Annotated in this window: 26 protein-coding genes, 1 tRNA gene and 1 pseudogene; 8 read left to right on the top strand and 20 right to left on the bottom strand. The window is 63.0% G+C overall.

Annotation, left to right across the window (positions count from 1 at the left end):
* Window positions 1-19 precede the first annotated feature (19 nt).
* The 4 genes and pseudogenes from C556_RS0103560 to ilvB all read right to left on the bottom strand — a co-directional run.
* Window positions 20-658 (bottom strand): annotated as a pseudogene (locus C556_RS0103560) (phosphatidylserine decarboxylase); the annotation flags it as partial.
* Window positions 659-886: 228 nt separating this feature from the next.
* A complete protein-coding gene (ilvC, locus tag C556_RS0103555; protein ID WP_018746855.1) occupies window positions 887-1903 on the bottom strand; it encodes a ketol-acid reductoisomerase in 1017 nt (338 codons plus the stop codon).
* Window positions 1904-1984: 81 nt separating this feature from the next.
* A complete protein-coding gene (gene ilvN, locus C556_RS0103550; RefSeq protein ID WP_026262776.1) occupies window positions 1985-2476 on the bottom strand; it encodes an acetolactate synthase small subunit in 492 nt (163 codons plus the stop codon).
* A gap of 13 nt (window positions 2477-2489) precedes the next feature.
* On the bottom strand, window positions 2490-4259 hold the full coding sequence (gene ilvB, locus C556_RS0103545) for a biosynthetic-type acetolactate synthase large subunit (protein WP_018746853.1): 1770 nt from the start codon (window positions 4257-4259) through the stop codon (window positions 2490-2492).
* Window positions 4260-4757: 498 nt separating this feature from the next.
* On the opposite strand from ilvB, the gene C556_RS0103540 reads away from it, so the two are divergent.
* From C556_RS0103540 to C556_RS21415, 4 genes are read left to right on the top strand one after another with little or no spacing between them, the layout of a single operon-like run.
* Window positions 4758-5330 (top strand): RNA polymerase sigma factor, encoded by a 573-nt coding sequence (locus C556_RS0103540; RefSeq protein WP_018746852.1) that lies wholly within the window; start codon window positions 4758-4760, stop codon window positions 5328-5330.
* Window positions 5331-5360: 30 nt separating this feature from the next.
* On the top strand, window positions 5361-5708 hold the full coding sequence (locus C556_RS0103535) for a DUF3619 family protein (RefSeq protein ID WP_018746851.1): 348 nt from the start codon (window positions 5361-5363) through the stop codon (window positions 5706-5708).
* Window positions 5687-6091, top strand: coding sequence for a DUF3106 domain-containing protein (locus C556_RS19180; protein WP_018746850.1), 405 nt, complete (start codon window positions 5687-5689; stop codon window positions 6089-6091). The genes C556_RS0103535 and C556_RS19180 overlap by 22 nt, the downstream gene beginning before the upstream one ends.
* A 2-nt stretch (window positions 6092-6093) precedes the next feature.
* Entirely contained in the window at window positions 6094-6684 is a 591-nt protein-coding gene (locus C556_RS21415) for an RDD family protein (protein WP_018746849.1), read from the top strand.
* Here the strand turns inward: C556_RS21415 and lnt are convergent.
* The 11 genes from lnt to C556_RS0103470 all read right to left on the bottom strand — a co-directional run bounded on the left by lnt (window position 6610) and on the right by C556_RS0103470 (window position 15864).
* Window positions 6610-8088, bottom strand: coding sequence for an apolipoprotein N-acyltransferase (gene lnt / locus C556_RS0103520; RefSeq protein ID WP_018746848.1), 1479 nt, complete (start codon window positions 8086-8088; stop codon window positions 6610-6612). The two genes, C556_RS21415 and lnt, sit on opposite strands and share 75 nt — an antisense overlap.
* An 11-nt stretch (window positions 8089-8099) precedes the next feature.
* Window positions 8100-8954, bottom strand: a complete 855-nt coding sequence (locus tag C556_RS0103515; protein WP_018746847.1) for a CorC family transporter — start codon at window positions 8952-8954, stop codon at window positions 8100-8102.
* A 4-nt stretch (window positions 8955-8958) separates the two neighbouring features.
* On the bottom strand, window positions 8959-9435 hold the full coding sequence (gene ybeY / locus C556_RS0103510; protein WP_018746846.1) for an rRNA maturation RNase YbeY: 477 nt from the start codon (window positions 9433-9435) through the stop codon (window positions 8959-8961).
* Window positions 9432-10454: a PhoH family protein gene (locus C556_RS0103505; RefSeq protein WP_373279172.1), complete on the bottom strand. Its 1023-nt coding sequence runs from the start codon at window positions 10452-10454 to the stop codon at window positions 9432-9434. Before C556_RS0103505 ends, ybeY begins: the two co-directional genes overlap by 4 nt.
* 171 nt (window positions 10455-10625) lie before the next feature.
* Window positions 10626-11048, bottom strand: a complete 423-nt coding sequence (locus tag C556_RS0103500; RefSeq protein ID WP_018746844.1) for an EamA family transporter — start codon at window positions 11046-11048, stop codon at window positions 10626-10628.
* A gap of 4 nt (window positions 11049-11052) precedes the next feature.
* Entirely contained in the window at window positions 11053-11691 is a 639-nt protein-coding gene (locus C556_RS0103495; RefSeq protein WP_018746843.1) for a UPF0149 family protein, read from the bottom strand.
* A gap of 123 nt (window positions 11692-11814) precedes the next feature.
* The gene (gene miaB / locus C556_RS0103490; RefSeq protein ID WP_018746842.1) at window positions 11815-13167 is read right to left on the bottom strand and encodes a tRNA (N6-isopentenyl adenosine(37)-C2)-methylthiotransferase MiaB; all 1353 of its coding nucleotides are present in this window, start codon (window positions 13165-13167) and stop codon (window positions 11815-11817) included.
* 20 nt (window positions 13168-13187) lie between these two features.
* Window positions 13188-13526 (bottom strand): hypothetical protein, encoded by a 339-nt coding sequence (locus C556_RS0103485; RefSeq protein WP_157235786.1) that lies wholly within the window; start codon window positions 13524-13526, stop codon window positions 13188-13190.
* A gap of 135 nt (window positions 13527-13661) precedes the next feature.
* Window positions 13662-13928, bottom strand: a complete 267-nt coding sequence (locus C556_RS0103480) for a GlsB/YeaQ/YmgE family stress response membrane protein (protein WP_018746840.1) — start codon at window positions 13926-13928, stop codon at window positions 13662-13664.
* Between the two features lie 159 nt (window positions 13929-14087).
* Window positions 14088-14774, bottom strand: a complete 687-nt coding sequence (locus tag C556_RS0103475) for an isochorismatase family protein (protein ID WP_018746839.1) — start codon at window positions 14772-14774, stop codon at window positions 14088-14090.
* Between the two features lie 223 nt (window positions 14775-14997).
* Entirely contained in the window at window positions 14998-15864 is an 867-nt protein-coding gene (locus C556_RS0103470; RefSeq protein WP_018746838.1) for a pirin family protein, read from the bottom strand.
* Between the two features lie 111 nt (window positions 15865-15975).
* On the opposite strand from C556_RS0103470, the gene C556_RS0103465 reads away from it, so the two are divergent.
* Window positions 15976-16887 (top strand): LysR family transcriptional regulator, encoded by a 912-nt coding sequence (locus tag C556_RS0103465; RefSeq protein WP_018746837.1) that lies wholly within the window; start codon window positions 15976-15978, stop codon window positions 16885-16887.
* A 60-nt stretch (window positions 16888-16947) separates the two neighbouring features.
* On the opposite strand, the gene C556_RS0103460 is transcribed toward C556_RS0103465, so the two are convergent.
* Entirely contained in the window at window positions 16948-17436 is a 489-nt protein-coding gene (locus tag C556_RS0103460; protein WP_157235783.1) for a hypothetical protein, read from the bottom strand.
* 494 nt (window positions 17437-17930) lie between these two features.
* On the opposite strand from C556_RS0103460, the gene C556_RS22085 reads away from it, so the two are divergent.
* Entirely contained in the window at window positions 17931-18212 is a 282-nt protein-coding gene (locus C556_RS22085) for a tyrosine-type recombinase/integrase (protein ID WP_245559209.1), read from the top strand.
* A 494-nt stretch (window positions 18213-18706) separates the two neighbouring features.
* Here C556_RS22085 and C556_RS22080 read toward each other — a convergent pair whose 3' ends face one another.
* Both C556_RS22080 and C556_RS22735 read right to left on the bottom strand, forming a co-directional pair.
* Entirely contained in the window at window positions 18707-19768 is a 1062-nt protein-coding gene (locus tag C556_RS22080) for an AbiJ-NTD4 domain-containing protein (RefSeq protein ID WP_083930328.1), read from the bottom strand.
* Between the two features lie 73 nt (window positions 19769-19841).
* The gene (locus C556_RS22735; RefSeq protein WP_157235776.1) at window positions 19842-21284 is read right to left on the bottom strand and encodes a P-loop ATPase, Sll1717 family; all 1443 of its coding nucleotides are present in this window, start codon (window positions 21282-21284) and stop codon (window positions 19842-19844) included.
* Window positions 21285-22120: 836 nt separating this feature from the next.
* On the opposite strand from C556_RS22735, the gene C556_RS23570 reads away from it, so the two are divergent.
* Together C556_RS23570 and C556_RS24180 are read left to right on the top strand one after the other, a co-directional pair.
* Complete coding sequence (locus tag C556_RS23570) at window positions 22121-22588, top strand: helix-turn-helix domain-containing protein (RefSeq protein WP_018746835.1); 468 nt, start codon at window positions 22121-22123, stop codon at window positions 22586-22588.
* The gene (locus tag C556_RS24180; protein WP_083930326.1) at window positions 22585-23175 is read left to right on the top strand and encodes a helix-turn-helix transcriptional regulator; all 591 of its coding nucleotides are present in this window, start codon (window positions 22585-22587) and stop codon (window positions 23173-23175) included. The genes C556_RS23570 and C556_RS24180 overlap by 4 nt, the downstream gene beginning before the upstream one ends.
* On the opposite strand, the gene C556_RS0103450 is transcribed toward C556_RS24180, so the two are convergent.
* Together C556_RS0103450 and C556_RS19165 are read right to left on the bottom strand one after the other, a co-directional pair.
* Window positions 23164-23240, bottom strand: a tRNA-Met gene (locus C556_RS0103450). The genes C556_RS24180 and C556_RS0103450 overlap by 12 nt on opposite strands.
* A 54-nt stretch (window positions 23241-23294) precedes the next feature.
* Window positions 23295-24461 carry a class I SAM-dependent methyltransferase gene (locus C556_RS19165; RefSeq protein ID WP_018746834.1) on the bottom strand — a complete coding sequence of 389 codons (1167 nt, stop codon included), beginning with the start codon at window positions 24459-24461 and terminating at the stop codon, window positions 23295-23297.
* Window positions 24462-24535: the final 74 nt, after the last annotated feature.

The raw sequence follows: 24535 nt of genomic DNA, 5'->3' as shown, positions 1-24535 counted from the left end.
GGCAGGCCGCGGGTCAGGCGAGTTCCGCCAGGATGGTCTCGGTGGCGCTGACCTTGTCGCCGATGGCGACCTTGGCGCGTGCGCTCAACGGCAGGTAAACGTCCACGCGGGAGCCGAAGCGGATGAAGCCGTAGCGCTGGCCGCGCGACAGGTTGTCGCCCACCTTGGCGTAGCAGAGGATGCGGCGCGCCACCAGGCCCGCGATCTGGACGAAGGTGACTTCGGTGCCGTCGGCGAGGCGTGCCAGCACCGCGTTGCGCTCGTTTTCCAGCGAAGCCTTGGCCAGCGCTGCGTTGAGGAACGAGCCGGCGTTGTACTCGATATGCTGCACCACGCCATCGACCGGGCTGCGGTTGGAGTGGACGTTGAACACGTTCATGAACACGCTGATCTTCAGCGCTTCTACCTTGCGGTACGGATCCATCGCCTGTTCCACTACCACCACGCGGCCGTCCGCAGGCGACAGCACGGCCTTCGGATCCTGCGGAATGACGCGTGCCGGATCGCGGAAGAACTGCAGCACGAACAGGGCGATGATCCAGAACGGCAACGACCACCAGCCGGCGAAATGCGTGACGAGTACGGCGACGACGACGCTGGCGCCAAGGAAGGGCCAGCCTTCGCGCGCGATGATCGGATGAGGGTAGGGCTTGTTCAAGGTCGTCTCTGGGCTTGGATTGAACAGAAAATTGTAACCGAGCGCGCCCCGCGGTGTCTTTCGCCGCAGCGTGGGCAAAAAGTGCCTTGGCATGTCGGGAAAGGCGTCATGGCGAGCGCGGCCAGAAAAAACGGCCAGCGCGGGCTGGCCGTTGATGAGCGCGCGAACCTACGGGATGACGCGCTCGGTGCGAGGCCCCGCCTTGGCAGGCGGGGCGCTGCGCACGAATCAGTTCTTGGATTGATCGACCAGCTTGTTCTTGGCAATCCACGGCATCATCGCGCGCAGCTGGGCGCCGACCGTTTCGATCGGGTGCGCGGCGGTCAGGCGGCGGCGGGCGGTCATGGCCGGGTAGTTGGTCTTGCCTTCCAGGATGAACATCTTGGCGTATTCGCCGGTCTGGATGCGTTGCAGCGCCTTCTTCATCGCTTCCTTGGTGGCGGCGGTGACGACTTCCGGGCCGGTCACGTACTCGCCGTACTCGGCGTTGTTCGAGATCGAGTAGTTCATGTTGGCGATGCCGCCTTCGTACATCAGGTCGACGATCAGCTTCAGCTCGTGCAGGCACTCGAAGTAGGCCATTTCCGGGGCATAGCCGGCTTCGGTCAGGGTTTCGAAGCCTGCCTTCACCAGTTCCACCGCGCCGCCGCACAGCACGGCCTGTTCGCCGAACAGGTCGGTCTCGGTTTCTTCACGGAAGTTGGTTTCGATCACGCCGCCCTTGGTGCCGCCGTTGGCCGCGGCGTAGGACAGGGCCACGTCACGGGCGCGGCCGCTCTTGTCCTGATACACGGCGATCAGGCTCGGCACACCGCCGCCCTTCAGGTACTCGCTGCGCACGGTGTGGCCGGGGCCCTTGGGGGCGACCATGATCACGTCCACGTCTTCGCGCGGCACGATCTGGTTGTAGTGGACATTGAAGCCGTGGGCGAACGCCAGGGCCGCGCCGGCCTTCAGGTTCGGGGCGATGTCGCGGTAGTACACATCGGGTTGCGATTCGTCCGGCAGCAGGATCATCACCACGTCGGCGCCCTTCACCGACTCGGCCACTTCCTTCACCGGCAGGCCGGCGGCTTCGGCCTTGGACCACGAGGCACCGCCTTTGCGCAGGCCGATGGTCACGTTCACGCCCGAATCCTTCAGGTTCAGCGCGTGGGCATGGCCTTGGGAGCCGTAGCCGACGATGGTCACTTGCTTGCCCTTGATCAGGCTGATGTCGGCGTCTTTATCGTAGAAAACTTTCATTTGAGAACTACTCCTGTGAGGTGTGAGGCGTGAGGGAGAGGCAAGGCGGACGGGATCGCCCGGCTTGCCCCCACACCTCACTCAGATTTTCAAAACACGTTCGCCGCGTGCGATGCCGGACGCACCGGTGCGCACGGTTTCGAGGATGGAGGTCGCGTCGATTGCCTTGATGAAGGCATCCAGCTTGTCGCCGGGGCCGGTCAGCTCGATGGTGTAGGTCTTCTCGGTCACGTCGATGACGCGGCCGCGAAAGATGTCGGCCATCCGCTTCATTTCGTCGCGATCCTTGCCGGTGGCGCGCACCTTGATCAGCATCAGCTCGCGCTCGATGTGGTCGGCCTCGTTCAGGTCGATCACCTTGACCACCTCGATCAGCTTGTTGAGCTGCTTGGTGATCTGCTCGATCACGTCGTCCGACCCGTGCGTGACGATGGTCATGCGCGACAGCGTCGGGTCTTCGGTGGTCTGCACCGTCAGCGAATCGATGTTGTAGCCGCGCGCCGAGAACAGCCCGGTCACGCGGGACAGCGCGCCCGCCTCGTTTTCGATCAGCACGGAGAGAATATGTCGCATGGTCGTTCCCTCCTCAGCAAAGGTTGCCGTAGTCGCGGTTGTTTTCGAACGGCACCTGTTGCAGGCCGTGCATATGCGGCGGCAGGTCCATCTGGTTCAGGCCCTTGCCGTTCTGCACCATCGGGAACACGTTCTCCGACGGATCGGTGCGGAAGTCCATGAACACCAGCCGATCCTTCAGCGCCGGGCTGAACGCCTCGCGCAGCACCGGCTCGACATCGGCCGGGTTCTCGATCTTGAAGCCGACGTGGCCGTAGGCCTCGGCGATCTTCACGAAGTCGGGCAGGGCATCCATGTAGCTATGGGAGTAGCGCGTGCCGTAAAAGAACTCCTGCCACTGACGCACCATGCCCAGGTAGCGGTTGTTCAGGCTCAGCACCTTCACCGGCGTGTTGTACTGCTTGCAGGTGGAAAGCTCCTGGATGTTCATCTGGATCGAGCCTTCGCCGGTGATGCAGGCGACCACCGCGTCGGGGTTGGCCAGTTGCGCGCCCATCGCGGCCGGCAGGCCGAAGCCCATGGTGCCCAGGCCGCCGGAGTTGATCCACTGCTTGGGCCGACGGAACTTGTAGTACTGCGCCGCCCACATCTGGTGCTGGCCCACGTCGGAGGTGACGATGGCCTCGCCATGGGTGATCTCCCACAGCTTCTGCACTACCGACTGCGGTTTGATCAGCTCGTCGGACGGCGTGTACAGCAGGCTGTTGGGCTTGCGCCACTCGTTGATCTGCTTCCACCAGTTGGCGAGCGCGTCCGGGTTGGGACGCAGGTTGCCTTCCTTCAGCGCGGCGATCAGGTCGGTCAGCACGTGCTTCACGTCGCCGACGATAGGCACGTCCACCTTGACGCGTTTGGCGATCGAGCTCGGGTCCACATCGATGTGGACGATGCGCTTCGGATTGGACAGGAACTGGCTCGGCACCGAAATCACGCGGTCGTCGAAGCGCGCGCCGACCGCGATCAGCACATCGCAGTACTGCATCGCCAGATTGGCTTCGTAGGTGCCATGCATGCCCAGCATGCCGAGGAAATTGGGATCGGTGCCGTCGAGCGCGCCCAGGCCCATCAGGGTGTTGGTACATGGCACGCCCAGCAGCTTCACCAGTTCGGTGACCTGCGCGCCGGCGCCGCCCTGCACCGCGCCGCCGCCGACGTAGATGTACGGGCGCTTGGCTTCGGCCAGCAGTTGCGCCGCCTTCTTGATCTGGCCGGGATGGCCTTTGGTCGGCGGGTTGTAGCTGCGGATCGACAGGGTTTCGGGGTATTCGAACGCACACTTGTTGATGGTCACGTCCTTGGGAACGTCGATGACCACCGGACCGGGGCGGCCGGTCTTGGCGATGTGGAACGCTTTCTTGAAAGTGGCGGCCAGATCGCGCACATCCTTCACCAGGAAGTTGTGCTTCACGATCGGGCGCGAGCAGCCGACCATGTCCACTTCCTGGAAGGCGTCCAGGCCGATGGCGCTGGTGCCCACCTGGCCCGAGATCACCACCATCGGGATCGAATCCATGTAGGCGGTGGCGATGCCGGTCAGCGCGTTGGTCGCGCCGGGGCCGCTGGTGACCAGCGCCACGCCGATCTTGTCGCTGGAGCGCGAATAGGCATCGGCGGCATGCACCGCAGCCTGCTCGTGACGCACCAGCACGTGTTTGAATTGCTCTTGGCGGAAGATTGCGTCGTAGATCTCAAGCACGGCGCCGCCTGGATAACCAAAGACGAATTCGACGCCTTCGGCTTGCAGACAGCGCGTGACGATCTCGGCACCGGAGATATGCTCCATGAGGGTCACCCTTTGCCGGTTGCGGGTCGCGTGGGGTGCGACGACCGGCGATCAACGTTGAAAGAAAAACAGTGCTCGAATCTCCAGAGCATTGCGACCTCTTCGACCTGCCTGAGCCTGACGCATCGGGTGGCTCGGTCACTGGCGTGTTTCCGGGCCGGATCGTAGCGCGGTAACGCAACGGTCCATTTGATGCGGGGCATTGGCAGTGCCGCGAAGCCTGTCCTTACCGGGCGGGCCGCCTTGACTCGGGCTTGTGGCCTGAATTGGGACGACTGCGGTGTGTTGCGCGGGCGGTGCCATTCGGTGCCGGGCCCCTGGATAACAAAGGGCTCGACTTCACATCTGGATTGGGTGTGAACCGCAAAAGGTAGCGGATCGCCAAGGACTTGGCAAGAAAAAGCCTCGGCGGCACGCGCGCGACTTCACTGGCGCTCGGGGGGCGCGCTTTGCTAGCATCGGCCCCTGTTTGTCTTTTTGAACCCGCGGACCCAGCCGATGCAATCCCGGCAGAACGCCCTTTCCGTTTTCCTCGCCGAAGTCGAGCGCCGTGCCTACCGGCACGCGTTCTACGCCGTGCGCGACGAGGAGGCCGCGCTCGACATCGTGCAGGACACGATGCTGAGGCTGGCCGAGCGCTACGCCGACCGGCCGCAGGAGGAATGGCCGCTGCTGTTCCAGCGCATCCTGCAGAACGCCATCCGCGACCATTTCCGCCGCAGCAAGGTGCGTAACTGGTGGGTGACGCTGTTCTCGGCGTTTCGCCGCGACGACGATGACGAAGGCGACGATCCGCTGGAATGGCTGCCCGACCAGTCCGGCTCGGCCAACCCGGAGCGTGAGCGGGAACAGGCCCAGACCATGGCATTGATTGAGGCCGGCATCGCGCGCCTGCCCACGCGTCAACGCGAAGCGTTCCTGCTGCGTTACTGGGAAGAGTTCGACGTGGCGGAGACCGCCGAGATCATGGGTTGCTCGCAGGGCAGCGTGAAAACCCATTGCTCGCGCGCGACGCAGGCGCTCGCCGAATGGATGCGACAGCACGGTGTAGACTGGCAAGGTGGCGAATGAGGCACAGGGGGATCGGCGATGAATGAACGGATGGAACAACGTCTGGGCGGCCTGGCGAAGGCAGCGCTGGATGCGCGCGCCGTCTCGCCCGAGGTCGCCGCGAAGCTGGCCCAGGCGCGGCAACGCGCGGTGGCCCACGCCGGGGCGCGCCGCGGCTTCAACCCGCTGCGCTGGCTGAGCGAACAGTTCGGCGCGCACCCGGCGGCATGGGGCGCCGGCCTGGCCTTCGGGCTGGCGGTGGTGGTCGGCGGCACCTGGCAGTGGCAGCATGCGCGGGCCGTCGATCCGAGCCTGGACCTTCAACTGCTGGCCGACGAAGCGCCGCTCGATATCTACGTGAGCAACGATTTCGATAAATGGACTACCGCTACCAACTGATTTGCGCCCTGTGCGCGGGCGCATTCCTGGCGCTGCCGGCCGCCGCGGCCGACTGGCAGTCGCTGACGCCGCAGCAGCGTAGCGTGCTATCGCCCCTGGCCAACCAGTGGAACAACCTGCCGTCCGACGACCAGGAGCGTTTCGTCCGCATGGCCGACCGTTATCCGCAATTGCCGCCCGACAAGCAGAACCGGGTGCGCGAGCGCATCGGTCGCTGGGCCGACCTGTCGCCCGAGCAGCGCGTCCGTGCGCGCGACAACTACCGCCGTCTGCGCGAACTGCCGCCGGAGCAGCAGCGCGCGGTGATCGAGCGCTACCGCCGCGAACACGGCGGCGGCCATCATGGTCGCGACGACGACGATCGCCCCCCGAAAAGGAAGTAGGCATGGCTTTGCCCACATCGACCGCCGCCGGATGGTGGCGGCGTTTTTTTGCCCTGTGGTACGAGGGTCTGCTGGTGGTACCGGTGGTATTGCTGCTCAGCGTGCCGCCGGTGGCGGTCCAGGCGCTGATCCAGGGGCTGCTCGGTCAGCCGCTGACCGGCATGGTCGATCATCCGGTGGCCCACGCCATCAGCTTCGCCTGGATGCTGGGGATGTTGTTCCTGTACTTCGGATGGTGCTGGCGGCATGGCGGACAAACCCTGGCGATGAAGACCTGGCGTATCTGTCTGGTCGATGTCGCGGGCGGCGTGCCGAGTTGGCGAGCGCTTTTCCTGCGCTTCGCCCTGGGCCTGTTGTGCTATGCCCCGCTGGGGCCGCTCTGGCTGATGGCCCATTTCGACCCGCACTGGATTCCCTGGGCCTGGCTGGCGCTCGGCTGGTTTGTCGCGCCGTTCGTATGGGCGTGGTTCGATCGCGACGGCCAGCTGATCTACGACCGTTTCGCCGGCACCCGCCTGCTATACGCGCCGGGCAAGCGCCACGCTGAGCGCGAAGCCGGCAGCCAGGGCCAGCAGGAACACCCAGTCGCCTAGCCGCGCATACGGCGTCAGGCCGGTGAAGTTGCGGGCCCTGCCTTCGAGCAGGGCCTTTTTCATCGGCGGCAGGCTGGCGAGCAGCCGGCCTTTCTGGTCGATGATCGCCGTCAGTCCGGTATTGGTGGCGCGCAGCATGTAGCGCCCGGTCTCCAGTGCTCGCGCCTGGCTCATCTGCGCGTGCTGCGCCGCCGCCCACGAGCCATCGAACCACGCCAGGTTGGAGACGTTGACCAGCATGGTCGCCTCCGGCAGCGCGCGGATGATCTCGCGGCCGAACACGTCCTCGTAGCAGATGTTGGCGGCCAGCCGGGTCGGGCCCAGCACGAATGGCGGCTGCTTGGGCGCGCCCCGGCTGAAGCCGGACAACGGCATATCCAGGAACTGATACATCCAGCCGAACAGCGTGGGCACCGGCACGAACTCGCCGAACGGCACCAGGTGGTGCTTGCTGTAGACCGCTTGCTGCGGCTCGGTGATCGCCATCACCGAGTTGTAGTACTCATCGTCGCGCTGGCCCATGATCGGCACGCCCGACACCAGATGGCGCTTGCCGACCGCCTGGCGCAGCTCGTCCAGGTACCAGTCGGGGATGTCGTTGAGAAAGGCCGGGATCGCCGTTTCCGGCAGCACCACGATCTCGCCCTTGGCCTCGCGCGTCAGCCACAGGTAGGTGCGCAGGTTGTCCACGAAATGCGCCTGATCCCATTTCATGTCCTGCGGGATGTTGCCCTGCGCCAAGCTCACGCTGACCGGTTCGCCGTGCGGCGTGGTCCAGTCCACCTGTTGCAGGCCCAGGCCCAGCAGCCAGATTGCGGCAACGGCCGCCCAGCGTTTCGGCTGCCGGGGCGCGCCCACCACCAGGCCGACGCATAGCGCCAGCAGCAGCCCGGTGCCCCAGGCGCCGATCAGCGGCGCGTAGCCGGCTAAGGGCGTGTATGGCAGTTGCGAGGTGCCGCTGACCGCCCACGGAAACCCGGTGAACAGCCAGCCGCGCAGGTACTCGGTGGCGCAGAAGGCCAGCGGGATCACCAGCGCGCCGCGCCAGGCGTCGCGCGCTGGCCAGCGTCGTCCCAGCCAGCCCGCCAGCGCCGGGAACAACGCCAGGTACAGCGCGAACAGCAGCGTGCAGCCGGCGGCCATCCACGCCGGCATGCCGCCGTAGGTGTGCATGCTGATGAACACCCAGTGCACGTTGGCCAGGAAATAGCCCAGCCCCCAGCTCAGGCCGCGCCATGCGGCGTGGCGCGGCGACGGTGCGTGGCCGATGGCGGCGAACAGCGCGGCCAGCGACAGCCACATCAGCGGCGCCCAGTACCAGGGGGCGAAGGAAAACACGCTGGCCGCCCCACAGGCGGCCAGTCCGAGATGGAGCGGCGCGGCGCGCCAGGCGGGATACGGCAAGGGGGCTCCGGTCAGTGGCTCGTTTCGGATCGGGCTGGGGCGGGGTGCAGACGCAATGCCACCGCGTGGATGCGGCGGCTGTCGGCGCGTAGCACGCGGAAATGGCAGCGGTCGACGTCCACCACTTCGCCCCGGCGCGGCACGTGGCCCAGTTGGTGGGTGATCAGGCCGGACACGGTGCGGAAATCCTCGTTGGGCAGGTCGATGCCCAGCGCCTCGTTAAGGTGGGCGATCTCGGTTTCGCCTTTGACGCGCCACAGGCCGTTGCGGCCCGGCACCACGTGCTGTTCGGCCTTGTCGTGCTCGTCGGCGATGTCGCCGACGATCTGCTCGATTACGTCCTCCAGCGTCACCAACCCGCAGACGCCGCCATGTTCGTCCACCACCACCGCCATGTGGTTGTGGGTGTCGCGGAACTCCGCCAGCAGGATGTTGAGGCGCTTGGTGTCGGGGGTGAACACCGCCGGGCGCAGGATGTCGCGCAGGTCGAATGCCTGGCGGTTGGCGTAGTAGCGCAGCAGGTCCTTGGCCAGCAGCAGGCCGAGCACGTTGTCCTTGTTGCCGTCCACCACTGGAAAGCGCGAGTGGCCGGTGTCGATCACCTGCGGGATGAATTCCTCGGGCGGAGTGGCGATGTCGATCACGCTGATCTGGCTGCGCGGCACCATCACGTCGCGCACCTGCATGTCGCCGACGTTGAGCGCGCCTTCGATCATGGCCAGCGCATCGGCATCCAGCAGGTGGCGCTCGAAGGCGCCATGCAGGATCTCGACCAGCTCGCCGCGGTTTTCCGGCTCGCGCAGCAGGAAGTGGGTCAGGCGTTCCAGCCAGTTGCCGCGCGCGCTGGCGGACGGGCTTTCATCCATGGGGTCAGGGGGTCTCGTCGTCTCGGTACGGGTCATCATAACCCAGGGTCGTGACGATCTGGGTCTCCAGCGCCTCCATCACTTCGGCCTCGGCGTCGTCCAGATGGTCGTAGCCCTGCAGGTGCAGCATGCCGTGCACCAGCAGGTGGCAGTAGTGCGCCGCCAGCGGCTTGCCCTGGGCCTCGGCCTCGGCGGCGACCACCGGCGCGCATAGCACCAGGTCGCCCAGCAACGGCAGGCCGGGGATGTCCGGCAGGTCGTCTTCGAAGGTGAAGGTGAGCACGTTGGTGGCGTAGTCCTTGCCGCGGTAGTCGCGGTTCAGCACGCGGCCTTCCTCGGCATCGACGATGCGCACCGTGACCTCGGCCTGCTTCACCTTGGCTTGCAGCGCCGCCTCGGCCCACTGCTTGAGTTGCGTCTTGCCCGGCAGGCCCGTGGCCGCGGTTTCCACCTGCACGGCCAGTTTCAGCTTGCGACTCATGCTGCGTGGCCGCCTTCGGCGCGTTTCTGCGCCTCGCGTTCGGCGCGCTTGCGCTCACTTTCCACATCGCGCTCGCGCGCCTTGCGGTCGTAGGCATCGACGATCTTCTGCACCAGCGGGTGGCGCACCACGTCGGCGCTGGTGAAGTAGTGCAGCGCGATGCCGCGCACGTCGGCCAGCACTTCCTGGGCGTCGACCAGCCCGGATTTCTGGTTCTTCGGCAGGTCGATCTGCGTCGGGTCGCCGGTGATCACCGCCTTGGAACCGAAGCCGATCCGGGTGAGGAACATCTTCATCTGCTCGGGCGAGCTGTTCTGCGCCTCGTCCAGGATCACGAACGAATGGTTGAGGGTGCGACCGCGCATGAAGGCCAGCGGAGCGATCTCGATGATGCCCTTCTCGAACAGGCGGGTGACCTTGTCGAAGCCCATCAGGTCGTACAGCGCGTCGTACAGCGGGCGCAGGTACGGGTCCACCTTCTGCACCAGATCGCCGGGCAGGAAGCCGAGCTTCTCGCCGGCCTCGACCGCCGGGCGCACCAGCACCAGCCGCTTCACCGTGTCGCGCTCCAGCGCATCCACGGCGCAAGCCACCGCCAGGTAGGTCTTGCCGGTACCGGCCGGGCCGATGCCGAAGGTGATGTCGTGTTCCATCACCGCCTTGATGTACTGCGTCTGGCGCGGAGTGCGGCCACGCAGGTCGGCGCGCTTGGTGCGCAGCACCGGCGAATCGGGATCGGTCGGTTCTTCGTCCGGCCCGCGCGTCAATTCGATCACGCCGAGCTGGATGTCGTCGATGTCCAGCGGGTCGTGCGCTTCGTTGTAGAAGTACTCCAGCGCGTCCAGCGCCAGCTGAATCTGCCTGGGGCTGCCGCTGACGCGGAAATGCGCGTCGCGCCGGGCGATGTTCACGTCCAGCGCGGTTTCGATCTGGCGGATGTTCTCGTCGAGCGGACCGCACAGGTTGGCCAGCCGGGTATTGTCGGCGGGCAGGAAGGAGATGGTGTCGTTGTGCAAAATATTGCCTTCAAAAGATCAAAGAGGTCATGGCCTGAAGGAGCGGCTGACAAAACCTTCTGGTTGCGTCGTACGGGGGCGCCGGGCCTCGCGTGCCATGCGCCTTGTCTGCGTTCGCACGCCTGGCCGGAGCCGCTGTGCGGGGTTTGTCGATCGCTCCGAGAGCCCGAAAGTCTACTTCAGCGTCAGCACCAGGAAGCCGGCCACGATCAAACCACCGCCCAATGCCAGGCGCCAGGTGAGCGGTTCGCCCAGCAACCATACCGCCAGCAGTACCGTGATCAGCACGCTGCCCTTGTCCAGCAGCGCCACGCCGGACACCGGCCCCAGTTTGACCGCGCGGTAGTAGCACAGCCAGGACAGCATGGTGGCCGCGCCGGAGAACGCCAGCAGCCCCCAGTCGCGGCCGCTCAGGCGCGGGGCCTCCGCGTAGTAGCGCCCGGCCAGCGTGTGCACGGCGACCAGGGCGAAGATCACCGCGGTGCGGATCGCCAGCGCCAGATCGCCGCTGATCTGGCCCATGCCGGCCTTGGCGGTCACGCCCACCACGCCGGCAAAGCCGGCAGAAAGCAGGGCGTAGACGATCCAGCTTTCCACGTGGTCAGTGACGGCGGCCGGGGCGCGCGGGCTTGGCCGCGTGTTCGGCCCGCTGGCGCCAGTAGTCGCGGATGGTGGGGATCAACTCCGGCAGTGCGGCGGCCAACTGGTGCTCGAACTGCACCAGATTCTCGCCCTCGGCCTCCATGTCGGCGCGGGATTCCTCGTCGGCGCAGTCGAGGATCGGGCCGATCAGCTCGATGCCGTCCTCGTCTTCCAGCAGCGGCTGCCAGCTGTCCGGGTCGAGCGAGGTGCCGAGCATGAAGCCATAGCACCACTGCTGCGCGATGTCGGTACCGCTGTCCTCGTCCACGTACACCATCGGCGTGAACGCGGGCGGCTCGGCCGAAAGCTCGTCGGACAACTGGTTGTACAGGCGCAGCACCAGATCCTCGATATGGGTCTGTTGCGCCGGCGAGTCGAAGCGCGGGCGCTGGCTGCCGTCGCCCCACACCGGTGGCAGCCAGGTGTCGGGCAGCGGCTCATCGGGCGAGATCAGCAGCGCGGTGAGGTAGCCGTGCAGCATCGAAAGATCCATGCATTCCTCAGGCGTGGCGTCCGAATCGAGGAAGGCCGCCAGTTCGTCCAGCTCGGTGTCGGTCAGCGGTGCCACGGTGGCTTGGGAATAACCTTTGTTGGCCATTGGGGTTCCTTCAGCAAGGGCTCGAAAACGGTGGGGGTACGGTGCCGGCTCGACCACCATCCCGGTGGTCGATTCGCCCTGATGTGCTGCGGCCGCGTGATCGTGTCGGATCGGCCATCCTGCCTAGGCGGCGACGGTTTCGCGGGTGACGATGCGGCCGCGCAGGCTGTGTGGCAGTGCCTCGGTGATCATCACCTCGGCGAACTGGTTGATCAGACGCACCGGCCCCTCGAAATTGACGATACGGTTGTTGTCGGTGCGGCCCGCCAGTTCCTGCGCGTTCTTGCGCGCGTGGCCCTCGACCAGCACCCGTTGCACGGTGCCGACCATGTCGCGGTTCACCTGCTGCGCCAGCTCCTCGATGCGCGCTTGCAGGCGCATCAGGCGGCGGGTCTTCAGGTCGGGCGCGACATCGTCCGGCAGATCGGCCGCCGGGGTGCCGGGGCGCATGCTGTAGATGAAGCTGAAGCTGGCGTCGAAGCCCACGTCGTCGATCAGCTTCATGGTGCGTTCGAAGTCGTCGTCGCTCTCGCCGGGGAAGCCGACGATGAAGTCGGACGACAGGCAGATGTCGGGGCGCGCTTCGCGCAGTTTGCGCACCAGGCTCTTGTATTCCAGCGTGGTGTAGCCGCGCTTCATCGCCACCAGCGTGCGGTCGGAGCCGGATTGCACCGGCAGGTGCAGGTGCGACACCAGCTTGGGCAGCTTGCGGTAGCAGTCGATCAGGCGCTGCGTCACTTCCTTGGGATGGCTGGTGGTGTAGCGGATGCGCTCGATGCCGGGAATCTCGTGCACGTACTCCAGCAGCATGGCGAAGTCGGCGATGTCGTGCTCGTCGCCGTCGAGCATCCGGCCGCGATAGGCGTTGACGTTCTGTCCCAGCAGCGTCACTTCCTTCACGCCCTGCTGCGCCAGGTCGGCCACTTCGGCCAGCACGTCCTCGAACGGTCGGCTCACTTCCTGGCCGCGGGTGTACGGCACGATGCAGAAACTACAGAACTTGGAGCAGCCTTCCATGATCGAGACGAAGGCGGTGGCGCCTTCCACCCGCGCCGGCGGCAGGTGGTCGAACTTCTCGATCTCCGGGAAGGAAATGTCCACCTGGGCGCTGCCGGTTTCGCGCTTTCTGGCGATCAGCTCGGGCAGGCGGTGCAGCGTCTGCGGGCCGAACACCACGTCCACGTAGGGCGCGCGCTTGACGATCTCGGCGCCTTCCTGGCTGGCGACGCAGCCGCCCACGCCGATCACCAGCGCCGGGTTCTTCTGCTTCAGCTCGCGCACCCGGCCCAGGTCGGAGAACACCTTCTCCTGCGCCTTCTCGCGCACCGAACAGGTGTTGAACAGGATGACGTCGGCGTCTTCGGGATTGTCGGTCTTGGTCAGGCCCTCGGTGGCGTGCAGCAGATCCGCCATCTTGTCCGAGTCGTACTCGTTCATCTGGCAGCCGAAGGTCTTGATGAATACTTTCTTGCTCATGGGGTGTTTCGGGTATCGCTTCAGGTCGTGGGGGTGGCCGTCGGGGTCGGCGTGGGGCGCGGCGTCGGGGTCGGCCGGGCCTGGGCTTTCAGGGTCTTGTATTCCTGTTCGTCCAGGATCCAGATGCGCCAGATGAAGCCGGTGTTCGACTCCAGCTGGTACCAGACATTGGCCTTCTGCGGCACCGAGCCCGGCATCAGCAGCGTGTTCTGCGTGCTGTAGACGCGTAGCCCAGGCGCGGCCACGTACTGCTTGCTGTCGATCTTCACCGCCGCGGGGCTGTAGGCCTTCAACTCGCCCAATTGCCCTTGCGGGGGCAGCAGGCGTTGCGCGTATGCGGTCGCGCTTGCGACAAGCATCAGCGAAAACAAGCACTTATGCATAGTGGTCCGCCCGAGGTTCAAACGCGCAATGGTAACAACGCGCAGCCGGCTTTGAAAGCGCCGTGGGCGGCGGTGGCGGCGGATCGCTGCCGGGCGATCCGCCGGTACAGATCATTTGAAGATGCCGAGCAGCTTCAGCACGAAGATCAGCACCACCGCGCCCAGCACGCCGAAGGTGAGCCCGGCCAGCGAGAAGCCCCCGGCGGCCCCGGCCGCGCCGATGCCCAGCACGCTGCCGAACAGCCAGCTGCCCAGCGCCGAGCCGACGATGCCGACCAGGATGTTGGCGATGGCGCCTTGTTGCGAGTCGGTGCCCATGATCTTGCTGGCGATCCAGCCGATCAGTGCGCCGACCAGAATGGCGATGATCCAGCCCATGTTTCGTCTCCGGTGGTCGTGATAAGCGAAGGCTAGACCGTGACGCGGGCGATACCAAGACGGTATCGCCAGGCGCCGGGCGGATGGCATCGTCATGCGAGAAAAGGCGCCACGAGGGCGCCTTTCGGGTGAAGCGATGTTGAACAGGATGACGCGGGATCAGCGCGCCGAATCCAGCGCCTCCTGATCGATCGCCACCTGCTGCGCCTTGGCGTAGCTCTCGATCAGCAGCTGGTATGGCGGGAACACGGCGCTGTAGGCCTCGGCCCATTGCAGCGCGTCGTCGCGGTTCCAGGTCTTCTGCACCTCGGAGCAGACGGCGGCGGTGTCGATCGGCACCACGCCGGCCTGGACCACGCGCGCCAGGGTGATCTCCTGGGCCATCTTGGAATAGGTGCCCGAGGCGTCGATCACCGCGAAGACCTTGTAGCCGTCATAGGCCGCGCTGATGCTGGGAAACGCCATGCACACGCTGGTGATGGTGCCGGCGATGATCAGCGTATTGCGGCCGGTGGCTTTCACCGCCGCGACGAAGTCCGGGTTGTCCCAGGCGTTGATCTCGCCCTTGCGCGCCACGTACTGCGCATGCGGCGCATAGCGATGGACCTCGGGAATCAGCGGGCCGTTGGGGCCCTGCGGCACCGAGGCGGTGGTGATGACCGGGATCCCGGCCAGCGTGGCCACCTTGGCCAGCGTGGTGACGTTGGCGCGCAGCTCGGTCATCGGCATGTCTTTCACGGTCTGGAACAGGCCGCTCTGGTGGTCGATCAGCAGCATCACCGCGTCGTCGGGGTCGATGACGGGCTTGGCGCCGTTGAAGTTGGCGATGGTGTTGGGCAGATTCATGATGGTGCTCCGTGTCGGTTGGGTGGTGACTGGAATGGGGCCGGCATGCGGCCGGCGGGCTGTTGGCACGGCCGGGCGGTGAGGCGCTTCAGCTTTTTCGGCGCGTGTGGAAATGGACGTGTGGTCGGGTCAAGGGCTTGCTCCTTCGTGGGGATTGGAAAACGCCCGGTGGGGCGGTAGCGCCGGATCGCCCGCCCCGGCGGGTGGCCGGGGCAAGGCGGGCTCAGCGATCGATGCGACCGAAGCGGCCGCTGTTGAAGTCGTCGATGGCCTCGGCGATCTGCTGTTCGCTGTTCATCACGAACGGGCCGTGGCCGACGATGGGCTCGTCGATCGGCTCGCCGCTCAGCAACAGCACGCTGGCGTCGCCGGCGGCCTCCAGCGTGAATTCGCCGTCGGCGGGGTCGAGCACCACCAGTTGCGCTTCGCGGGCGATGGCCTGGCCGTTCACCTCAACCGTGCCCTTGAGCACCACCAGCGCGCTGTGCCAGCCCTCCGGCACGCGCCAGTCGGTCAGATGACCGCCGCGCAGTTGCAGATCCCAGACGTGCATCGGTGAAAAGGTGCGCGCCGGGCCGGCGTGGCCGGCGTAATCGCCCGCGATCACCCGCACCGTGCCCGCTTCACCAGGCAGCGCCACCCGCGGGATCTCGGCATCGCGGATCGGCTGGTAGCCCGGCTCGGTCATCTTGTCCCTGGCCGGCAGGTTCACCCACAGCTGCACCATGTCCAGCGTGCCGCCGCGCCGCGCGAAATCCTCGGAGTGGAATTCCTCGTGCAGGATGCCGGCGCCGGCCGTCATCCACTGCACGTCGCCGGGACCGATCACGCCGCCGCGCCCGGTGGAGTCGCGGTGCGCCACTTCGCCCTTGTAGACGATGGTCACGGTCTCGAAGCCGCGATGCGGGTGCTGACCGACGCCGCGGCGGCGGGTGGTGGGCGTGAAATCGGCGGGGCCGGCGTAGTCCAGCAGCAGGAACGGACTGAGCTGCGCGCCGTGGCTGTGGTACGAGAACATCGAGCGCACCGGAAAGCCGTCGCCCACCCAGTGCCCGTGGGGGGCGCTGTAGATACCGAGGACTTGTTTCATGGCGATCTCCTTGATGGCGGCGGGGTTGGCCGTCGATGGAGAAAGCTTATTGGTGGAACGAATTCACGTGTAGTCGTTAATATCGGCCATCAGTGTTCCATTTGGTGAACGATGGCAGCGCCAGACCTCAACGATCTCTACTACTACGTGCAGGTGGTCGAGCACGGCGGCTTCGCCCCGGCGGGGCGGGCGCTGGGCGAACCCAAATCCAAGCTCAGCCGGCGCATCGCCGGCCTGGAAGAGCGCCTGGGCGTGCGGCTGATCCAGCGTTCCACCCGCCATTTCTCGGTGACCGACATCGGCCGCAGCTACTACGAGCATTGCAAGGCGATGCTGGTCGAGGCCGAAGCGGCACAGGCGCTGATCGACCAGAATCGCGCCCAGCCCAGCGGCGTGGTGCGCATGAGCTGTCCGGTGGCGCTGCTGCAAGTGCATATCGGGCCGATGCTGGCCGACTTCATGGCGCTGCATCCCAAGGTGACCGTGCACCTGGACGCCACCAACCGCCGCGTGGACCTGATCGGCGAAGGCGTCGATCTCGCCATCCGCGTGCGGCCACCGCCGCTGGCCGACAGCGATCTGGTGCTGCGCGTGCTTTCCGACCGCGGCCAGTGCCTGGTGGCGGCGCCCGCGCTGCTGGAGCGCTGTGGCCGACCCACCGTCCCGGCCGCGCTCAACGACTGCCCGAGCCTGGCGCTGGGCAGCCCCCAGCAGGCCCACGTCTGGCGCCTGCACGGGCCCGACGGTGCCGTGGCCGAAATCCACCACGCCCCGCGCTTGGTCACCACCGACATGCTGGCGCTGCGCTTCGCCGCTATCGCCGGCGTCGGCGTGGTGCAGATGCCCGAGATGATGGTGCGCGAGCAACTGGCCGCCGGCACCCTGGTTAAGCTGCTACCCGAGTGGGCACCGCGGCGTGAAATCATCCACGCCGTGTTCCCGTCGCGGCGCGGCCTGCTGCCGTCGGTGCGGGCGCTGGTGGACTACCTGGCCGCGCGCTTCGAGGCGTTGAACGAGGATTAGGGTGAAGCGGCCCCGAGTGGCGCGGAGAGGGACGACGGCAGGCGAGCTGCGCGGGAAGCGTCAGGCGGCATCCTGGAATCGGCCGGGGAAAACTGCCTTGAGCGCCGCCAGAGTGCCTGACATGCCGCATGCCAACGCAAGGCACAGGAACGAGGCTGGCTGAAGCGTTTTCGAGGCGAGCGCAATGGCAATGCCCGATAGGCCCGCGCCCAAAAGGAACGCGGTGCTGATGGCAAAGAAATACCAGCCCCAGCGGAGCGACTTTCCGTTCCTGAGCACCGCCTGAAAGCCGAGGACCAGCGATATACCGATGGCGCTGCCGAAGAAGACGAATAGCAGATCGCGCCAACCCAGCGGCGGCTGAAGGGATGAGGTCGTGCTCGGCGCTAACACCTCAAGCACCATGCCTGCGATGACGGCGACGACGAGCACCACGCGGAGTTTCATGGCTGCGCAGAGATGGCAATGGATCGAAGGCGGCATCATGGCATTGCCGGGGCGCGCGATGCCAGCATCGGGACAGGTGGTGTATCGGGTCTGGTGGTACAAGGGCGACCATCCGCGGAGCGCGAACTCCAGACGCAATGAAAAAACCCCCGCAAGCGAACTTGTCGGGGGTTTTTACTTTCCAGGTTGCCCTGGAAAGGATGTCTGGTGGTATGACGGGAACCGTAAATATGGCTGTATGCCGCTATTTTGTTGAGTTTGTCGGATTTGATAAACAAAATGTACCAACAATCCGTTTGATGTGACGGGTAGGTACCAACAACGAGGTGCAAGCAGCAGCGCGAAGCGGTGCTCCCTTGCCTGCTTCCAAAGTGATCCGTGAGCCATCCTCGTGCTGGGCCGAAGGTGTGGGCGTGGAAGAGGTCTATGCCCCACTGCCCTGGCCGCGGGCACATCCGCGAGCCTGGAAGGGAGAAGCGCATGCGCTCAGCCTTTCGCTACCGACGTAGGGGCAGAGGAAGCGCTGTAGGTGATCCACCAACTCACCGAGCAGTTCGATCTGGTATTGCCGGTGTAAAGAGTCAATAAGCGAAAACATGATGGGTGCCGTATTGCGCCGAATGGGATACGACACCAAAACCGAGATATGCGGCCATGGGTTTCGTACTATGGCATCCAGCGCTTTGAATGAATCCGGGCATTGGAGTAAAGATGCTATTGAACGGCAAATGAGCCATCAAGAGCGGAATGGCGTTCGGGCTGCATATATCCATAAAGCGGAATATATGGCTGAGCGTAAAAAGATGATGCAATGGTGGGCAGACTATTTAAGCTTTTTACAGAAATCCTGGTATGTCGATCCGGCTGATTTTAAGTAATAGGTAACGGATGGCGTATCCCCGTATTGGGGGGGGGTGACCTTAATACCACTTCCTCTTGTGCTCTCACCTGACTACTCCGTCCCCACATTTTTGAGCGGTCCCGCTGGTCCTAGCCGCATAAATGCTGGGTTTGCAAGCTGGTCCCGATGGGGCCAAAGTGGTCGGCATGGTCCCGGCTTTGTGCTGTATGAAATCTTCTCTAGCACAGGCAGGGCCAAGGTTCTGTGTGAAGTGCATGCACTTCTGCGCTGCTACGAGATGGGGTCCAGTGGTGAATCGGCGGTCTTTTGAATTTACTTCGATGGCCAGCTAAGCATCGGATGGTTTAATACCATTTGGCTTTATACAAAAGCTGGGCTTATAGGTAATTCCTTAGTTCAGCGGTCACCGGAAGCAGTCCGCTGGAATGGTGGATTATGCCGCGTAGTGTGGCTTGAGCTCAAGGTGCGGCAAGGACCGTCGCTTCTGCGGTGAATGGTTATGCAGCAGCATTACATACGACGGATAAGAGTTCTCACCCAAGACATGGCTGTTTCAATTGCCCAATCGGTTTGAGGGATAGAGAGCGCTGGCATTGGCTCGCTGCCTGGGCCGTGACCAAGGTTATTTCGCACCTTGCGAAAATAGTCTTTTAGCATCTCGCCTTCCCATGCGTCAAGAAATGAGCCATTTGCCTTGCTTATCAAGTTATCTATGTAACTCGACGCTCCGGTTTCTTTTCCCCGCGTCCAACCCTTGAGGTCTGACACGATTTTAATTGCGCTTTCTAATGCCTTGGCGGCGAATATTGCAGGGTCTTTGTCATTTGAATCTCTCCGATCAAGGGCCTCTTTCATATCAAGGTCAACGTTTACCCACTCTGCAGATGAAATCAAGTCCCAGAATGGCTTGGCGATATTCTTTTCTACGACTTCATCAGATGAAACTTGGATGAATCCGTTGTGATATGTCAGCGGGGCACCAGCTCTCCAAAAGCGCACATTGGCTTCGTCTATTAGCTCTGAATAGGCACTGTTCTGTGCCTTGTTCCATGCCTTCATGCCTTCTGTTGGATCGCCCGGAATCCTCATGCCACGATTGGACTGCTTGGAGCGCAATTGGGCCTCGAGTATGGCCTGGGGAAGATTCGCATTTAGCTGAGTTATCTCCTCCCCTCTTAGGCGCAAGACCAACTCAATGAGACTAATGCGCTCTTTAATAAACCTGTCCGGACTATGGATTTGGGGGTTGAAGGGCGCCTTCACAAACTTGCTGCATACGTGATTCCATCCCCAAAATCCGGAAACTGGCATCTCAGTGCCATACCCGTTTTTTTGCATATACGAGTAGTAGCGAGGCGACAACTCATCAATGCCAAGTTCCCGCGCAAGGCGATTATGCAGAAGCTTCCACTTTTCCTTATTTGATTCGATTTCCTTTCCGTCGCTGCTGTAGTAAGGAATTGCCTCGTCTGCGATTCCCATGAGCTGATTTAAAAGGCGTTGCTCTACCTCTCCATATGAGATCCATACTGGATGCTTGAGATATCTGAATGAAAATATGTCGGTAAGCATCTTTAAGCCTAACGTTTGAGCTCAGGCCGACGCCCGTCAGGGCGGTCGGGCTGCAGCGAATGGTTGGGCGACTTCACACCAAATTGAGTGCTTTCCAGAGCCCCTTATGCAGAACTATCGTCTTGGTTCTATCAAATGCCGAGTTTCTATTCCGAAATCTGAATTCGTAGCGATTGGTGCCAGAAGGAGTTCTCCACTTGTTGCCAATTGCGCTGCAGTCAAATAGAGACTTAAGTATAGACAGAAGGTCATCCTCAGAGAACCCATAATTGCTCGCAACATCTTTCAGCTTTGTTGAAGATATTTCTCGCTCTCGAACTTCACCAAAAACAGCAATCAGTCGATCCATGGTATCCTCGCCTATGTAACCTACCAATTCGTCACGAATTTCCGGGAGAAAGTAATTCGTTGAGTAGGATCTTGCTCCACTCAATATTTGATCCCTAGAAAGAATGCCGCCTTCATAATATGGACGTATCGAATTAAGTAGCGCCAGAAAGTCGCGCGGCGTGTGTCTAGTCAGGTCAAGCAAAAAGTGTGCCGCCTTGTCTCCATCAATTCTCTCCGGGAACCATTTTGCGAAGACATCAACCTCTTCCTCGACAGAGAGGCTAGCCCTTAAGTTTGCCAATCTGACAAGCATTGATTTTTCGGGTTCTTTGGGATCGTGATACCAGTCAAGCTCAACAGCAGAGTCTTGCCGAATTTTGTTTTTGTTTGGGCCAGGCAATCTCTCGAATAACTCGGTTCTACACAGCACAACAATTTGGATTGGTTTCTTGTTTTTCTTGAAATGCAGATTCAACCGATCAACTTCGAATATCAATGCGGCAAGAGACTGATACTGAACCTCTCGCTTTGAAAGGATGTCATCAAGCCCGTCAATAACAAGGGTCAATCCCCCTTCAGTATAGTAATTCTGCACCAGTAGTTTCAAAGACTCGACTATCGTCATGAAGTTGAGATCACCACTTTGGGTGGTTGTCTCATTTGTGACTTCAAACACGTTGAATAGATTTGCTCTGAACCCACTTTTTGACGACTGAATAACCAACTTCTTAATATCTGCGACTGGTAACACGCCAAGGGATTCCAGCTTTCTTATTGACTCGTTGTAACTGAGATTGATTGGATCCCTTGCGCCCGGATCACTTCTGAGGTGGTCTATTATCACGAGCATAAGTATCCAAGACCATGACGTCGGATACTTAGCTTCTGGCTCCGCCTGTCCTGCAAATATTTTTGAAAAATTCTTAAACGGAAAATCTTCCAAGTGCTTGACGACAATCAACTGCTTCTGCCTTGATTGTATGGCCTCACTATCCAGCCTAAGTTTTTCGCCAATCGTCGATTTACCAGACCCTTTGAACCCTAGTATCAAGTACTTGTCTCGTTTATTTACCGAGGCAAGCGAGCCTTTAATGTCGTAAAACCCACGTTCGAGAAGTACTGGCAAATCCGTTGCTTCGAGCTCACCACGGGCCTTTCCAAACTCAATTTCAGAAAATGATTTCACCGTCCTCACCCTCTTTCTAAAGTCGCCCAGCGTTGGACGTAACGGGCGCCGGAGCGCAGCGGAGGGAACCAAACTGCGCAGCAGTTTGGCGTCCCGTTGACGGACTTGTTAGGCCGTTTCTTGTTCATGGAGAAACCCCAAGAACATTCTCTACGAGTACTCGCTGCCCTGCCTTAAATTGACTGCAATGATCTCTGCGCGTGAGTTGGAATGCCACGAGATCAAACCGTGGCTTGCCTTCCTTGGTAAGTGCTCTTGGTGGGAGGGCGAGGCTTTGAATAGGAAGGCCGCCAATTGTTGATGAAGGACCAAGGGTCCAATAATCCACGGATGGGCTGGAGACAGTGCCAACTACCACCCTTGAAGGTGGATGACTAAGCACGAGCTCTATATTGAATTCGAAGTTCACGGCTACTGCCTCCGTGTGGCCTAATAGTTAATAGACTGACAGTTCTGTCAGTACATGCTCAATAATAAGGACGCGGATAAATGTCCGTATGGCCTTGATCTTGTGCGGTTTTTCTACAGCGGTGTCCGTATATTCACGCTAATCATACCGACACGCTGACCCTGCCGCAGCTTGCCACACCGGCATGCTTTCTTCCTGTTGCAAACACGTTGGCATGACAGTTCTGGTAGCGGTGTTTGAAGCGCCCAAAGCGCGCCTCAAATGGATGCGTTTCCTGCTCCTGGACGAGCCTATCTGCCCGTAACCCGCACCGTTACTCACTTCCAGCCCTAACCACCCCGCCTCACCCCCGCCTCGGAAATCCATCCACAGGCGCGTCACACCGGACTGTTGGACATTGCTCCCGTCTCATTCGGAGCACACCAACATGAACATTCCTTCCAACGAACTGGGCTTGCCCACCGATCTGGTGGCGGAGGTCGAGGCGGCTGCCGTGCTGGGCTGGCCGTTGCCGGTGCTGATCGAGCGCCGGGAGCTGGGGATCGGGCCGCGCTGCTATGTCCTGGGCGATACCGACCACCGTCAGCTCTGCTACAGCCAGGCCGAACTGAATGCGCTGCGGGCCGATCCGGCCAACCTGCTCACCCGGGCGGATGCGGCGCGGCTGCGGCTGAATCATCAGCTGCAGAAGGGCGGTTTCAATCCGGATCGGCTCACGCCAGCCCAGGCCGCCATTCTGATCGGCCTCTCTGAAGCCACCCTCAATACCAAGCGCAGCCGGGGTGGGGGCATTGCCTACTTCAAGCAGGGCCGGCGCGTGTTTTACCGGCTGGCCGATCTGGAGCACTACCAGGCCAGCCGCACCCAGCGCATGGGGAAGGGGGCGGGTGCATGAATGGCACGTCCCTATCTGCAACGACTGCGTCGGCGTCGCACCCCACGGTGCAAGCACTGCCACCAGGTACTCGCCTGCTGCGTCTGCCCGAAGTCCTCGCCCGGGTCGGCCTCAGCAAAACCGTGTGGTACGGCCTGATCAAACAGCACCGGGCGCCCAGCGCCATTGCCATTGGCGGCCGGGCGGTCGCCTGGATCGAACCTGAAATCGAAGTGTGGATTCAGCAGCGCGTGCATGCGGCACGGGGAGGTGATGCCCCAGCCATTGAACCGAGCACCCCTCGCATGCACTCAGCCGCTGAGCACGTTTATCAGACCACCCCCACAAGGAGTCTTGTGCGGTGCCTTGGTTTCTCTGGAGGCGGCGGCCCACTCCGGGGCAATCTTGCCTTTCAGGGCGAGGATGGTGAGGGCATCTGCTTTCGATTTTCCGGCCGTTGTTGGTATCTCGATGTTGTACCAACAAATAGATCTAACAATGCGTTCCGACTGGCCCGAATTTCATCGAACGAAAAAACCCCCGCAAGCGAACTTGTCGGGGGTTTTTACTTTCCAGGTTGCCCTGGAAAGGATGTCTGGTGGCTATGACGGGACTCGAACCTGTGACCCCAGCATTATGAGTGCTGTGCTCTAACCGACTGAGCTACATAGCCATAAGAGCCGGAGATTCTGAAGTGACTGGCCCGGGCTGTCAAGCACGCCGCGTGCTACAGGCGGTAGGAGTCGTCGGCGGCGCGGAAGCCCGGCAGCAGTGAAGGCAGCGCCAGGTTGCGCGAGAAGGCGATGGCCTTGAACAGTTCGCCCATTTCCGCCGGGCTGGTCAGCTTGTGGGTGGCGGACGCGGCGGACAGGTACTGCGCCTGCGGCAGTGCGGCCAGCCGCTCGGGCAGGCCGGCGTCCAGCAGGTACTGCGCCTGCGAGACGTAGCCTTCCAGTTGCAGGCCGCAGGCATCGGCGGCGCTGTAGACGGCGGAGAAGTCGACGTGGCAGGTCAGGTCGCTCAGGCCGGGCAGGAAGAACGGGTCGTTCAGGCTGTGGTGGCGGTAGTGCGCCATCAGCGTGCCGCGGTTGCGCTGGGCGTGATAGTACTCGCTGGCGGGAAAGCCGTAGTCCACGAACAGCGCGATGCCGCGTTCCAGCATGTCCGCCACGCTGTGGACGAAGCCGTGCATCTGCGGCTGGATCTCGGTGAGGTAGTCCGGCGGCAGTTCGAGCGCGGAGGCCAGGCTCAGCAGCGGGCCCGGCGCCAGCAGGCGGTCCTCCCAATGGAAGCCGTCCTTCCACACCACGCCGCGCTCGAACAGCGCGCCCGCGCTGTCGCGATAGACCAGGTCGCACGGGATGGCGTCGAGCACTTCGTTGCCGAGGATGCAGCCGGCGAAGCGCTGCGGCAGGCGGTCCAGCCACTGCACCCGGTCCAGCAGGTGCGGTACCAGTGCCGCCAGCGTGGCGCGCTGGCGCGCGGCCAGTTCGGCGGAGACATCGACGATCAGGTAGCGGCGCGGCAGACAATCCAGCCGCTCCAGCTCGGCCAGGACCTGCGCGGCGAGTTGCCCGGTGCCGGCGCCGAATTCCAGCACTTCGCCGCGGTCGAGCGCCTGCAACACCGGCGCCAGCGTGGCGGCGACGCAGGCGCCGAACAGCGGCGACAATTCCGGCGCGGTGACGAAGTCGCCACCCTGTCCGAACTTGGCCGCGCCGCCGGCGTAGTAGCCCAGGCCGGGGGTGTACAGCGCCATGCGCATGTAGTCGGCGAAGCTGATCCAGCCGTGGGCTGCGATCTCGGCGCGGATGGCGTCGGTAAGCGCTTCGGAGGCGGCGCGGGCATCCGGCGCGGGCAACGGCAACTGGGGCTTGTCTTGCGAGGGAAGCATGGGCGGCGTGAGAATCGTGCAAAACAGCAATTCTAAATCGTCATGAGCGGCCGGCCCACCGGGGCGGCGCGACC

This window comes from Chitiniphilus shinanonensis DSM 23277 (genome assembly GCF_000374805.1).
Taxonomy (GTDB): domain Bacteria; phylum Pseudomonadota; class Gammaproteobacteria; order Burkholderiales; family Chitinibacteraceae; genus Chitiniphilus; species Chitiniphilus shinanonensis.
This window is presented reverse-complemented; position numbering and strand designations above follow the sequence as displayed.